The sequence below is a fragment of the Archangium sp. genome (assembly GCF_036277355.1).
In the GTDB taxonomy this organism is placed as follows: Bacteria; Myxococcota; Myxococcia; order Myxococcales; family Myxococcaceae; genus Archangium.
The window spans coordinates 26,308-38,949 of the sequence record NZ_DASUNC010000011.1; the positions used below are offsets into that span (position 1 = coordinate 26,308).

Below are 12,642 nucleotides of genomic sequence, written 5' to 3' on the forward strand. Positions count from 1 at the left end.
AGTCCCCTCAGTGCGGTGCACCGCGCTCGGCCACGCGGACGCTCCGGGCGTCACGGGCCTCCACGCGGGCGTTGCGCTTCTTGCCCGGCATCTCCGCCGGCAGCGCGATGACGAGCGAGCCCGCGGGCATGGACATGCCGAGCTTCTCACGCGCCAGCTTCTCGAGCCGCGCCGGGTTCTTCAGCGTGGCGAGCTCCAGCTTCAGCCGATCATTCTCCCGGATGAGGGCACGCTCCTCGGCCTCGGCCTTGGAGAGGCGGTAGCCCATGTCCACCACCAGCACGCGGCTCGTCACGTGGACGAAGCCCACGGCGGCGAAGAGGGCGAAGAGGAACACCGCGGGCAGCAGGTGCAGCAGCACCTGGCCCACCGACACTCCACTCCCACTGCCACGGGACACGGGCTTGATGCGGCTCATCGGATCTTCTCCACCACGCGCAGGTGCGCGCTCCGGGCACGGGGGTTGGCGGCAATCTCCTCGTCCGAGGGGGCAATGGCCTTGCGCGACACCAGGGCGAAATCTCCCTGGCCGCCACAGACGCACACCGGAAACCCGGGAGGGCACTTGCAGCTGCCCACCATGTCCCGGAAGGTCTCCTTCACCTTGCGGTCCTCGAGCGAGTGGAACGAGATGACGGCGGCGCGGCCCCCCACCTTCAGCAGCCGGGGCAGCGCGGCGAGCAGCGACTCCAGGGACTCCAGCTCCTGGTTCACCGCCATGCGCAGCGCCTGGAAGGTGCGGGTGGCCACGTGGATCTTGTTGGGCCAGGCCTTGCGGGGCACGGCGCGCTTGACGGCCTCGGCGGCCTCCAGGGTGCGCGTGGGCAGCGCGCGCTTCAGCTCCCGGGCGATGGGCCGGGCGAAGGGCTCCTCGCCGTACTCCTCGAGGATGTGGCGCAGCTGCGCCTCGTCCTCCTCGGCGATCAGCTCGGCGGCGGTGCAGCCCGTGTCACCCATGCGCATGTCCAGCGGGCCCTCCTTCTGGAAGGAGAAGCCGCGCTCGGCCACGTCGAGCTGGGGCGAGGACACGCCCAGGTCCACCAGCACGCCATCCACCGGCAGCAGGTCCGAGGCCACCTCGAGCAGGTCCCCGAAGTTGCCCTGCCGGGCGCTGAAGGCGGGGTACGCGGCGAGCCGGGCGCGGGCGGCCTGGAGCGCGACCGGATCCCGGTCCACCCCCAGGACGGTCGCACCCCGGGCGAGAAGCGCCTCGGAGTGACCCCCACCACCCAGTGTGCCGTCGATGATCACCTTCCCCGCTCCCGGTCGAAGGACGTCCACCGATTCACTCAGGAGGACGGTCTGATGGCTGAAGTCAGCCAAGGGGCGCCTAGACGAACGGGGCCCGCGCGAGCGCGAAGGCGGCCCGGGCATCGTTCATATGCGGGTAGAGCTCGAAGACATCGTGAGCCCCCGCGGCCCGGAGGATCGCGGCCAGGTAGGGAGACAGCCCGGACAGCTTGATGTCTCCGCCGGCCTTGCGGAAGGCCTCGGCACGGGCCACCAGGGGCTTCACGCCGCGGTAGTCCAGGTGCCGCACCTCGGCGAGATCCAACACCACGTTGCGCAGGCCCCGCTGCATGCGAAGCCCGAGCTGCTCGCAGAGCTGGGTGAGGTCCTTCTCCAGAAGCTCCCCCTCGAGCATGAGGGTCTCCACGCGCCCACTGGAGACCGCGCGGATGCCCTGTGCTTCGGCTGCCTGGTTCATGACACCACCTTCCCGGGTTTCCCGCTTCCCGTCGAAAATTCAGCCCACTACTGGCGCAGCTCGGTGAGCACGCGCATGACGTCCGCGCTGGAGGCTTCCTTGCGGGCCTCCTCCTGGGCTCTGGCCCAGCCCTCGCGGCTCCACAGTTCGATCACCTTCACCATCCCCGCCCACACCACGTCCTTGTCCAACCCCGCGTGGGAGCGCAGCGACGGCGGAATCAGCACGCGCCCGAGCTTGTCGAGCGGGCACTCCTGGGCGCTGGCCACGTAGAGCCGCATGAGCGTCTTCACCCCTGGCTCCATCGGGTTACGTTTGGCGAGCGCCGCCTCGAGCTGCTCCCACTCGCGCACCGGGTAGGCATGGAGACAGGGGTCCAACGCCGTCGTGATGATGAGGCGCTCGTCGTACGAGCCCACGAGCGTCTCGCGCAGCCGGGCCGGGAGGCTGGTGCGCCCCTTCGCGTCGATCTGGTGCTCATAGACGCCTCGGAACACGCGAAGAAGTCCACCTTGTCAGCCCGGCCGATCCACATTACGCCACCCCTTCCCACTCCGATCCACTTGGGCGGCGGAAAATACGCGCGGCCCCCTACCCGGTCAAGAAATGCAACAGGCGCGTACAGGCCCGTGTCACACGGGGGAAACATGGACGAGAGGGGCCCGACTCTGCATAACTGCCGCCGCTGAGCGCCTGTGCAGGGCCGCTCACGCCTCGCGTCCTGGCCGGGGGAGCGGGGCCCTCACTCGAAAACGTAAGGTGGACACATGACCCGCTTGACTCGTCTGACGATGCTCGCCGCGATGACCCTGGGCCTGGTGGCCTGCGGAGGCGGCGCGAAGCTGGGGGGTGGTGAGAAGGGGGCGGCGCAGGCCGCGTTCCAGGCCTCCCAGCCGGTGGGTCGCAACGGCAACACGTCCGCGAACGCCCTGGTGCGCCAGGCCCTGGCCAGCGGCGCCCTCACGGTCTCCGACTCCCACCCCTGCTACAAGGGCGGAGAGGTGAAATGGAGCGTGGATCTGACCAACTCCGGCCAGACCGGCACCTTCAACTACGACGTCACCTACGACGGCTGCAACGAGGACGGGAAGAACGAGTACAACGGCAAGATGGTGTACGCGATGCGCTTCGACCTGCACCCGGACTTCACCGGCTTGTCGGTCATCACCACGATGAAGGGCCGGCTGACCATCGAGGGGGAGATCTCCGACTACATCGAGGCGGACGTGGCGCTGACCATGGCGCTCACCGCCACCTCGGCGCACTCCGGCAACGTGACGATGGTGCTCGACGGCAGCATCAAGACGTCGGAGGGCAGCCACGTGTACACCCAGGACACCCTCTCCATCGTTGCTGGCGAGCTGCCGAAGGCCTAGTTGCCCGCCCGCTGTCGCTTTTCCGAGGCCGGACTTCCAAACTGGAGGCCCGGCCTTGCCACGCCATTCCAGGGGAGTACCGCTGCCATGAGCCAGACCGCGACGAACCGAGCCCAGGGCGAGGTACGCCTCAAGGTGGCCTACAAGAAGCCCGAGGCGCTGCTGAGCGAGTACACGCGCAGCATCGGCCGGGGAGGCGTGACGCTGCAGACGCAGAAGAGCCTGCCGGTGGGAACGCGCTTCGTCTTCGAGATGCACAACCCCGGGGTGGCCACGCCCGTGGAGGTGGTGGGCGAGGTGGTGCGGGTGACACCGCAGCCTAACGGGCGCCACATGATCACCGTGAAGTACGACCCGGGGCAGGATCGGGGCGGACTGGACGCGGTGCTGCAGCGCATCTTCGATCTGCAGGAGTTCGAGAAGCTGCGCCGCTACCCGCGCATCCCGCTGCACCTGCCGGCGATGGAGGAGGAGACGCCCTTCGCGCCGCCCTTCTTCGTGCGCGACCTGTCGCGGGGAGGCGTGGGGCTGGAGGTAGAGGCGCCCGCGCTGCCGGCCGCGGTGAAGGTGGGCATGCCCTTCATGCTGGAGATGGACCTGGCGCTGGGTCCGATGATGCTGCACGGCGAGATCGCGTGGACGTCGGCGGGAGGGCCCGAGGTGCTGCCCACGTTCGGCGTCACCTTCGGCACCCTGAGCCCGGAGTCGGCGGAGCGGCTGGAGAAGCTGCTGTCGCTCGAGTCCATGCCGCCTCCGCCCTGGCGCGCCCGCGTCTGCTTCGGCATGGACGCGGTGATGCGCATGCCGTGAGCGGTAACGCTCCTCCGGGCCCTACACCGCGGACAACGGATAGCCGCTGGCCTTCTCCACGGCCTGGAGGATCGTCTCGCGCAGCTCCACCGGATCGTACGGCGTGAAGAGCTCCAGCCGAGCCACCTTCGCCAGGTGCTCCTTGAGCGTGTCACCCTTCACGGTGGCACACAGCGCGCGCCGGGTCCGGGCGTAGGACTGGACGTTGGCCTCGGTGGCGTACTGCCGCGCCATCGCCACCCGCACCGCGTCCAGCTTCCCGTCCACCGCCGCCTGCCTCGTGCGCGTCACCATCGAGTCCAGCGCGTACGCGTCCATCACGATGTCCGCCACCGTCGCCAGCACCTCCTGGCGCTGCTCGATCTCCGCCCCGAACGTCTCCGCCGCCACCTTCAACGCATAAATCGCCAGCCGCTTGAGGTTCTCCGCCGCCTGCTCCTCCGCGGCCAGCTCGTCCTGCACCCGCGCCTTCGGCAGCCGCCCCGCCCCCAGGTCCTCGTCCACCGCCTGCGCCACCTCGAAGAGCGGCAGCGTGCCCTTCATCGTGCGCTTGAGCAGCATCCCCGCGATGAGCATCCGGTTGATCTCATTGGTGCCCTCGAAGATGCGGTTGATGCGCGCATCCCGGTACGCCCGCTCCACCGGGTACTCCTCGATGTAGCCCGCGCCGCCGTGGATCTGCACCGCGTCATCCGCCACGTACCCGAGCGCCTCCGAGCCGTACACCTTCATGATGGAGGACTCGATGGCGTACTCCTCGATGGCCGCGATGAGGCGCGCCGGGTAGTCGGCCGCCGACTTGTCCGCCCCCGCCAGCACCGCGTCCACCAGGCCCGATGTGCGGTACGTCATGCTCTCCACCGCGTGGATGAGCGTGGTCATCCGCGCCAGCTTCTCCCGGGTGAGCGGGAAGCTCACGATGGCCGTCTGGAACTGCTTGCGCTCCTGCGCGAAGAGCAGCGCGTTGCGCAGCTGCAGCTTCATGCCACCGAGCACCCCCGCCCCCAGCTTCAACCGGCCATAGTTGAGGATGTTGAAGGCGATCTTGTGCCCCTTGCCCACCTCGCCGAGCAGGTTCTCGCGGGGAATCCGCGCGTCCTCGAAGTAGAGCGGGCACGTGGAGGAGCCACGGATGCCCATCTTGTGCTCCTCGGGCCCCACGGTGAAGCCGGGCGTGCCGCGCTCCACGATGAAGCCGGTGAACTTGTCGCCGTCCACCTTGGCGAACACCACGAACACGTCCGCGAACGCCGCGTTGGTGATGTAGAGCTTCGAGCCGTTGAGGCTCCACTCCTTGCCGTCCGGAGACAGCACGGCCTTCGTCTTGGCCCCGAGCGCATCCGAGCCACTGCCCTGCTCCGTGAGGGCGTAGGCAGCCACCAGCTCACCGGTGGCCAGCTTCGGCAGGTACTTCTGCTTCTGGGCCTCGTTGCCGAACCAGACGATGGGGAGCGTGCCGATGCCCGTGTGCGCCCCGAAGGACACGGACCAGGAGCCCTGCAGGCTCATGGCCTCGGCGATGAGCAGTGAGGTGGTCTTGTCCAGGCCCAGGCCGCCGTAGGCCTCGGGGATGTCGATCATCAACAGGCCGAGCTCGCCAGCCCGGCGCAGCAGGTCGCGCAGCAGCGCGTTGTCCTTGGCCTCGATCTTCTCGGCCTGGGGGAGCACCTGCTCGGTGGAGAACTGGAGCGCCGTCTTCAGGTAGAGGCGCTGCTCCTCGGTGAACAACTCGGGCGTGGTGATGCGCACCGAGCCCACATCGTTGAACAGGAAGGCACCCCCGACGGGGACCGCACCGGAACGGGGCTGCTCGAGCACTGCTGCCATTCGGAATCCTCCAGGAGGTCGCCTCCTCGCTCGGGAGGCAGTTGTGCCACCGCGCCGGGCAAGATATGGCGCGGTGCATCAGGGCGGTAGTAGCCACAGGCCCGCCCCTTCTCAACCGAGTTGGACTCGCGGAGGAAGTGACGCCATGAAGCTGCGCTGGAACGTGCTGGGAGCCGTGCTGCTGGGAGTGGGACTCGTGGGCTGTGGCGCGACGGTGGGCGACGCCTGCACCACGGACGCCGACTGTGGCGACAAGGGCTTCTGCATCAACAATCAGACCTTCACGCCGGGAGGCTACTGCTCGCAGTCCTGCGTGCCCGGCAAGGACGAGACCTGCCCCACGGGCAGCAGCTGTGTGAGCCAGGGCTACGCGGAGGACGTGTCCGCCTGCTTCCTGAAGTGCCGCTCGAACGATGACTGCCGCACGGGCTACAAGTGCGAGGGCGGTTTCCGGGGCAATCCCGGCTCCGTCTGCGTGGCCACGAACTGAGCGCCCCCGAGGCCGTGCGCCCCGAGCCGCGCGGCCTCCCCTGTACGCTGCCCTACGAGCCAGCCGCGGGCCACGCGCCACGGCTGCTCATCCCCGGAGACGGGCCGGAGATCTCTGCTAGGAAACGCGGGCATGAAGAAACTCGTGCCGCTCCTCGCCCTGGCCTTCACCGCCTGCAAACCCGCCACCCTCGACCGGGACCTGAAGGACATCCCCGGACTGACCTTCCACGCCCTCTACGACGGCGCGGGTGACGAGACCGTCCTGCTCCAGTACGACAGCCCCGCGGGCTCTTCGTGCTACCGCATCCCCACGGACACCACCCTCACCGTCAACGGAGAGGTCTTCACCCTGGAGAAGCGGGGCGAGTCCTACGACACCCCCAGTGGCTTCTTCGATTGCGAATTCCCCCGGTTCAAGGGCCCCGCGAGTCCGACCGAGGAGTCCCTGACGGACTACGTCCTCACGGATGGCAAGTCGACCCTGCGCGCCGCCTTCAAGCAGCTCCACGCCACGCGCAGCATGCGGGTCAAGGTGAATGGCACGGAGCAGACCTCGCTCCGCAACGGGTCGGCCGTGGACATCGAGTGGTTGCCGGTGAGCGACGTCCTGGAGAGCGCGCAGGTCGCCTTCCGGCTGGACGGGACGCCGGAGGGAGAGGAAGACACCTATACGATGCAGGGCGTCCGTCTGGACGCCAACCACATCCGCTTCATCCTGGACGTGCGGAAGACCGGCGACTTCACGCTCCGCGTCACCGCCAGGGGTCAGGCGGGACTGGAGTCCTGCGAGGGCTTCACGAAATGCGAGGCGGACTTCGTCGCCGAGCTGCGGGTCCCCATGCCCATCGAGTAGCGGCCCGGGCCCTACTGTCCCGCCGGAGCCCCGGCCACGGCGGGCGCCCGGGGCGTCGGGTAGATGAAGCACAGCGTCTCGAAGTAGGGCTCGCCGGGCGCCGCGTACACCCCACCGAGCGCCCGCGCCGCCTGCGCCAGCTCCGTGCCGAACGAGGGCACGAGGCAGATGTCCTCGGAGGTGGTGAAGCGCCCCTTCAACCTCCCGAGCCCCTTGCGCAGCGTGGCGATGTCCTGCCTTCCACCGCGCACGGGGACCGAAGGCCCGTTGGCGTCCGGGCCCGGCAGCTTCCCCACGCTGGTGGTGAGCTCGAAGCCGTCCTGCCGCTGGATGATGCGCAGCTTGCCGGGAGCGGCCTCGGCCAGCCACGCCTGGAAGCCCTGCTCGTCGCGCAGCACCAGCGGGTAGGCGACCGGGGCGTCCGGGTGGAGCAGCCACACCTCGCGCGCGGACTCACGCAGGACGGCGAGCAGCTCGGAGGTCTGCGCGAGGAACGTGTCCGCGTCCGGCACGAGCAGCACGCCCTGCTCCTTCACCCGCTCGCGCAGCCGGGCCTGGTCCTCGGGTTTGGAGGGCACGAACCGCTCCCCGCCGAGCCGCACGGCCTCTCCCGCCAGCTCCACCCGCAACACCTTCCCGGGCACGGGCTCGCCATACACCTCGGCCGGAGCCACCTGGAAGCGCGCGTCCTCCTCCGCGACGAGCGCCGGGAGCGGCGCCGGCTTGAGCGACGAGAGCGGCTCGGCCGGCTTCTCCTCCGTGCACCCCATGGCCAGCACCACCACCGGCCCCAGCACCCACCTCAGCCTCATGGCGCGTCCTTCTCCACACGCGCCGCCGGGGCAAACGCGGCGGTGACGCACTCCTGCCGGGCGAGTCCCGCCTGCGCGGCATGCAGCGCGGCCGTGCTCGCGTCCTTGAAGAGCACCATGTCGTGGAAGCGGCTGGCATCCGCGGTGGAGGCGTTCACCAGGAGGAACCTCGGGCAAGTGTTGAGCGGCGCATGATACCCGGAGCCCACGCGCCAGAGGGCTCCCGGCGCTTCGGACCTGTGGCGTCCTGTAGCGGAAAAAGACCCTCCCCATCCCTCCGGGCCCCGGGGCGCCCGCCCGGCTGGACGCCCGGATCTCCTGGGACCGGACATCCGCCCCTCGTAAGTCGTGGCATCCGTTGAGGGTTGATGCTACGACCTCTCACTGCTCTCGCGTCTCATGAGGGGGACATGCCAGAAGGCTCCGCGTCACTCCAGCTCGCGGTTGGCGACCGGGTGGTCTACCCGAATCAAGGGGTCTGCCGCGTCTCGGCCATCGATGTGAAGGAGGTGGCTGGTCAGAAGCTCACCTTCGTCACCATGCACCGGGAAGAGGATGGGGCGAAGGTGATGGTGCCCCAGACCAAGGTGATCTCCATCGGCGTCCGCAAGGTGGCGGGCCCCGAGGACGTCAAACAGGTCTTCGAGTTCCTGCGCTCCGACAGCGACAAGGCGGACCTGGACTGGAAGATGCGCGCGCGCACCAACCAGGACCGCATGGCCCAGGGTGGCCTCATCGGCATGGCCGAGGTGGTCAAGGGCCTGCAGGTGCTCAGCGAGCTGCGCCCGCTGCCCACCAAGGAGCGTGAGCTGTACGACAACGCTCGCCACCTGCTGGTGTCGGAAATCGCCGCCGCGCTCAACACCTCGGACTGCAACGCCGAGGACGCCATCGACCTGGTGCTCTTCCCGCCCGGCCGCGAGCGTCCCAAGCGCACCGCCGCCGAGTTCGCGCCCCGTCCTGGGGAGGGCGACGAGGATCTCGGCCTGGACGCCGACCTGCTCGGGCTCGACAGCGAGCTGGACCTGCCTCCGGACGAGGAGGAGGCTCCGCAAGAGGAAGAGGAGTCCTCCGAGGAAGCCGGCGAGGAGGACGAGGAGGGCGAGGAGAAGCCCCGCAAGAAGGCCGCCGCCATGCCCGCCGAGGGTGGCGCCGACGCCGCGCCCAAGAAGCGGGGCCGTCCGCCCAAGCCCAAGCCGGAGGGCGCCGAGGCCGCCGCGCCCAAGAAGCGGGGCCGTCCGCCCAAGCCCAAGCCGGAGGGCGCCGAGGCTCCCGCGCCGAAGAAGCGCGGCCGCCCGCCCAAGGCCAGGCCCGCCGAGGGTGCCGAGGCCGCCGCGCCCGCGCCCAAGAAGCGCGGCCGCCCGCCCAAGGCCAAGCCTCCCGAGACCGAGGAGGCAGAGGACCAGGATGCCGACCTCGATGACGACATCGAGGCCGATGATGAGTGAGACCCGTCTTTCGAGGTGACGCCCCGTGATTCGCGTCGTGACGCTGGACTCCTTCGACGAAAAGCAGATCGCGAAGCTCTGCCAGACGCTCTATACGGCGTTTGGCGTGGGCAGCGAGCACTCCGGCCAGAAGGAGGTGCCCGCGGGCATGTCCGACCCGCTGGATGCCGAGAAGCTGCTCACGGAGATGAAGGGCATCCGGGCCTATGAGGACGACAAGGTCCTCTTCATCACCTCGCGCAAGCTGAAGGAGCGCGAGCTGGCCGGAGGCAAGGGGCCCACCCCGGGCTTCGCCTGGTACAACAAGAGCCGGGCCATCATCAGCACCCACGGGTACAAGGACCTCGAGACGTCCTTCAAGCCCGTGGCCCGCAACGCGCTGCAGCAGATTGGCCACCTGTGGGGCCTGCACCACTGCCTGGATCCGCGCTGCTCCATGTATCCACCCTGGACGCCTTCGTTCTCCGCGGGTGAGCCCACCTTCTGCACCTTCTGCCGCGACAAGAGCGAGCAGAAGCTCCGCCTTGCGAAGTCCTAGGTCCCTCCCGCGCGCCCTTCCCCTGGTGGAGCTGGGGGGGTTGCTGCTCGTCGCGCTCGTCTGCCTCGTCTTCCAGCTCCGCCTGCCCGGCCGCCTCGTCTCCGAGGCGGACTACCGCGAGGTGGAGGGCTGGCTGCGTGCCGAGGCCCGTCCCGGCGACGCGGTGCTGCTCTTCCCGTGGTGGACCGAGCGCGCCCGGCTCTACATGCCGCCGGAGCTGCCGGTGTACGGGTACCTCGGCTCGGACAAGGACGACCTGAGCGCGCACCCGCGCATCTGGGTGCTGGGCCAGCCGGAGCTGCCTCGGGCCGGGGAAGCGGACTTCCGGGCCGCATTCCTGCCCGGGCGCACCGCCGTGGGAGCACCGCGTCGCGCGGGAAACCTGGAGCTGACGCTGTACGAGAACGGCCGCTACCGGCCCCGGCGCTTCGTGGCGTCGGAGGCGTACGCGAAGGCCCACGTCTACCTGGAGGCCCAGGACGGGACGAGGACCGACTGCCCCTTCGACGGACGGGTGCACCGTTGCCCCGGGCCGCCGCACCTGTACGTGGCGCCCGAGTGGCATGAAATCCACTTCGAGCCGCGCCGCTGCCTGTGGATGCACGCGCCGGGCGGGACACAGCGGCTGGTGGCCGAGTTCGCCGGAGTGCCCGCGGGCACGGAGCTGCGGCTGGAGGGCGGCCTCATCTCCGAGTTCGCCTCGAACCACGACGCGCAGCTGAGCACCGCGTATTACGGCGTGGAGGACGCGGCCACCCGCGAGCCGTTGCTGGAGATTGCGCAACCGCCGGGCCTGGAGGGCCTGCAGAAGGCATGGCGCGCGCTGCCGCCGGGCGAGCCCCGCACGGTGAAGGTGTGGGTGCGGGCGCAGAATCCGGAGCGGCGGCAGGTGTGCCTGGACGTGTTCGCGCTCGGAGACGGGGCGGTGGTTTCCAGGGAGGGCACATGACGGCGGGCCGGGCCGCGACGCGGGACGAGCGCTGGCTGGCGCTGGGGCTGTGGGTGCTGGGCTTCGTGGCGCTGTGGGTCACCGAGTCGGCGGTGGGCTTCACGCGCGACGAGAGCGTCTACTTCTACGCGGGCGAGGGCTATGCCCGCTGGTTCCAACAGCTCTTCCACGAGCCCGCGCGGGCGCTCACGGACGCGGCCATCGTGCGCGCGTGGGACTACAACCACGAGCACCCGGCGCTGATGAAGGAGCTGTTCGGGCTCTCGCACCTGCTCTTCCACGAGACGCTCGGGTGGCTGCGCCCGGCGGCGGCCTTCCGGCTCCCGGCCTTCGCGCTGTCGGCGCTGGTGCCCGCCCTCACCTTCCTGCTGGGCAGCGCGGTGTATGGCCGCACCGCGGGACTGTTCGCCGCCCTCTCCTTCCTGCTCGTCCCGCGCCAGTACTTCAACGCGGAGCTGGCCTGCTTCGACATGCCCATCGCGGCCATGTGGCTGCTGGTGGTGTACGCCTTCTGGCGCGCACTGGAGGACCGGAACTGGGGCGTGCTGTGCGGCGTCTTCTTCGGCCTGGCGCTGTGCACCAAGCACAACGCGCTCTTCCTGCCCTTCATCCTCGCGCCCTTCGCGCTGTGGCGCGCGTGGACCACCACCGTGGACAAGCCGGAGGCGCGTGTCTGGTTGTGGCGCGTGCTGGGGCTCTTCGTCGCGGTGGCGGTGCTGTATGGGCTGCTGGTGGTGAGCCTCGGGCTCGAGGACTTCCAGCGGAAGTTCTTCCTGCTCAGCCCGCACACGCTGCTCTTCGCGGTGCTGGCGGTGGGCGCCCTGGGGATGCTGCACCTGCAGAACGAGGTGCACCCGCCCTCGGCGCTCGCCCTGCTGCCGCTGGCCACCATGGCGGTGTTCGGGCCCATTATCTTCTACCTGCACTGGCCCTACCTGTGGCACGCGCCGGTGGACCGGACGGCCTGGTACCTGAACTTCCACGCCACCCACAACCACTACACCTGGTTCTACCTGGGGAAGCTGCTGCGCGAGCCGCCCTTCCCGCTCGAGTACGTGGTGGTGAAGACGGCGCTCACCGTGCCCACCAGCCTCTTCGTGCCGATGGTGACGGGATGGCTGGCGCTCGCCGGCCGCGCGGTGCTGAGCCGCTTCGAGCGCACGAAGTCCCTGGTGCGCGTGCCCTCGATAGCCGAGTGCCTCATTGGCCTCAACGCGGTGGCGTCCCTCCTCATCATCAGCCACCCGCGGGTGCCGCACTTCGGAGGGGTGAAGCACTGGCTGCCGTCCATGCCCTTCCTGGGGATTCTGGCGGGCGTGGCGGTGACGCGGGGCTGCGAGGCGTGGGTGGAGCGGCTGCGCGTGCGCTGGCCGAGGCTCTCCCTGGCGGCGGTGGCGGCGCCCGTCTTCGCGCTGCTGATGCTGCCGGCGCTGCTCGGGCTGGTGCGCGTGTTCCCATACGGGACGAGCTTCTACTCGGAGCTGGCGGGAGGCCTGCCGGGCGCGGCGTCGCTGGGGATGCAGCGCCAGTTCTGGTCGAGCAACGTGACGGCGGTGCTGCCGTGGATCAACGAGCACGCACCGCGCAACGGGCGCGTCTTCCTGCACGAGGTGCACGGCCTGTCGTTCCGCGACTACCAGAACAACGGGATGCTGCGGAGCGACCTGCGGCCGGGTGGGCCCTTCGACTCGGACGTGGCGGCGTACCAGTACCACCAGGAGTTCCGTGAGCACGAGTTCAACGTCTGGCAGGCCTACGGGACTCGGACGCCGAGTACGGGTCTGTACCTGGACGAGACGCCGCAAATCGTCGTCTACCAGCGCCGTTGA

15 protein-coding genes are annotated in these 12,642 nt (G+C 69.5%); 8 read left to right on the forward strand and 7 right to left on the reverse strand.

Features of this window, described 5'->3' with window-relative positions; genetic code table 11:
* Positions 1-7: 7 nt before the first annotated feature.
* Genes ftsL through mraZ form a run of 4 tightly spaced genes read right to left on the reverse strand, consistent with a single transcriptional unit; the run spans position 8 to position 2,205 of the window.
* Positions 8-418 carry a cell division protein FtsL gene (gene ftsL, locus VFZ09_RS02235; protein ID WP_329725778.1) on the reverse strand — a complete coding sequence of 137 codons (411 nt, stop codon included), beginning with the start codon at positions 416-418 and terminating at the stop codon, positions 8-10.
* Positions 415-1,374 carry a 16S rRNA (cytosine(1402)-N(4))-methyltransferase RsmH gene (gene rsmH / locus VFZ09_RS02240; RefSeq protein ID WP_329725779.1) on the reverse strand — a complete coding sequence of 320 codons (960 nt, stop codon included), beginning with the start codon at positions 1,372-1,374 and terminating at the stop codon, positions 415-417. The genes ftsL and rsmH overlap by 4 nt, the downstream gene beginning before the upstream one ends.
* On the reverse strand, positions 1,331-1,708 hold the full coding sequence (locus tag VFZ09_RS02245; RefSeq protein WP_329725780.1) for an STAS domain-containing protein: 378 nt from the start codon (positions 1,706-1,708) through the stop codon (positions 1,331-1,333). The genes rsmH and VFZ09_RS02245 overlap by 44 nt, the downstream gene beginning before the upstream one ends.
* A gap of 47 nt (positions 1,709-1,755) precedes the next feature.
* On the reverse strand, positions 1,756-2,205 hold the full coding sequence (gene mraZ / locus VFZ09_RS02250; RefSeq protein WP_329725781.1) for a division/cell wall cluster transcriptional repressor MraZ: 450 nt from the start codon (positions 2,203-2,205) through the stop codon (positions 1,756-1,758).
* A gap of 270 nt (positions 2,206-2,475) precedes the next feature.
* Here mraZ and VFZ09_RS02255 point away from each other — a divergent pair, with 270 nt between their 5' ends.
* Positions 2,476-3,084 (forward strand): hypothetical protein, encoded by a 609-nt coding sequence (locus VFZ09_RS02255; protein WP_329725782.1) that lies wholly within the window; start codon positions 2,476-2,478, stop codon positions 3,082-3,084.
* A gap of 87 nt (positions 3,085-3,171) precedes the next feature.
* Positions 3,172-3,894: a PilZ domain-containing protein gene (locus tag VFZ09_RS02260; protein WP_329725783.1), complete on the forward strand. Its 723-nt coding sequence runs from the start codon at positions 3,172-3,174 to the stop codon at positions 3,892-3,894.
* Positions 3,895-3,915: 21 nt separating this feature from the next.
* Here the strand turns inward: VFZ09_RS02260 and VFZ09_RS02265 are convergent, their stop codons facing one another.
* The gene (locus VFZ09_RS02265) at positions 3,916-5,721 is read right to left on the reverse strand and encodes an acyl-CoA dehydrogenase family protein (protein WP_329725784.1); all 1,806 of its coding nucleotides are present in this window, start codon (positions 5,719-5,721) and stop codon (positions 3,916-3,918) included.
* A 145-nt stretch (positions 5,722-5,866) separates the two neighbouring features.
* Here VFZ09_RS02265 and VFZ09_RS02270 point away from each other — a divergent pair, with 145 nt between their 5' ends.
* Both VFZ09_RS02270 and VFZ09_RS02275 read left to right on the forward strand, forming a co-directional pair.
* Positions 5,867-6,211 (forward strand): hypothetical protein, encoded by a 345-nt coding sequence (locus VFZ09_RS02270; RefSeq protein WP_329725785.1) that lies wholly within the window; start codon positions 5,867-5,869, stop codon positions 6,209-6,211.
* Positions 6,212-6,343: 132 nt separating this feature from the next.
* Positions 6,344-7,066, forward strand: a complete 723-nt coding sequence (locus VFZ09_RS02275) for a hypothetical protein (RefSeq protein ID WP_329725786.1) — start codon at positions 6,344-6,346, stop codon at positions 7,064-7,066.
* A gap of 11 nt (positions 7,067-7,077) precedes the next feature.
* Here VFZ09_RS02275 and VFZ09_RS02280 read toward each other — a convergent pair whose 3' ends face one another.
* Both VFZ09_RS02280 and VFZ09_RS02285 read right to left on the reverse strand, forming a co-directional pair.
* Positions 7,078-7,878, reverse strand: coding sequence for a hypothetical protein (locus tag VFZ09_RS02280; RefSeq protein WP_329725787.1), 801 nt, complete (start codon positions 7,876-7,878; stop codon positions 7,078-7,080).
* Positions 7,875-8,036: a hypothetical protein gene (locus VFZ09_RS02285; protein ID WP_329725788.1), complete on the reverse strand. Its 162-nt coding sequence runs from the start codon at positions 8,034-8,036 to the stop codon at positions 7,875-7,877. The genes VFZ09_RS02280 and VFZ09_RS02285 overlap by 4 nt, the downstream gene beginning before the upstream one ends.
* 252 nt (positions 8,037-8,288) lie before the next feature.
* On the opposite strand from VFZ09_RS02285, the gene VFZ09_RS02290 reads away from it, so the two are divergent.
* The 4 genes from VFZ09_RS02290 to VFZ09_RS02305 are packed head-to-tail and all read left to right on the forward strand — an operon-like array spanning position 8,289 to position 12,642.
* Positions 8,289-9,326, forward strand: a complete 1,038-nt coding sequence (locus tag VFZ09_RS02290) for a CarD family transcriptional regulator (protein ID WP_329725789.1) — start codon at positions 8,289-8,291, stop codon at positions 9,324-9,326.
* Positions 9,327-9,351: 25 nt separating this feature from the next.
* A complete protein-coding gene (locus tag VFZ09_RS02295) occupies positions 9,352-9,864 on the forward strand; it encodes a hypothetical protein (RefSeq protein ID WP_329725790.1) in 513 nt (170 codons plus the stop codon).
* Positions 9,851-10,813: a hypothetical protein gene (locus VFZ09_RS02300; RefSeq protein WP_329725791.1), complete on the forward strand. Its 963-nt coding sequence runs from the start codon at positions 9,851-9,853 to the stop codon at positions 10,811-10,813. The genes VFZ09_RS02295 and VFZ09_RS02300 overlap by 14 nt, the downstream gene beginning before the upstream one ends.
* Positions 10,810-12,642, forward strand: coding sequence for an ArnT family glycosyltransferase (locus tag VFZ09_RS02305; RefSeq protein WP_329725792.1), 1,833 nt, complete (start codon positions 10,810-10,812; stop codon positions 12,640-12,642). The genes VFZ09_RS02300 and VFZ09_RS02305 overlap by 4 nt, the downstream gene beginning before the upstream one ends.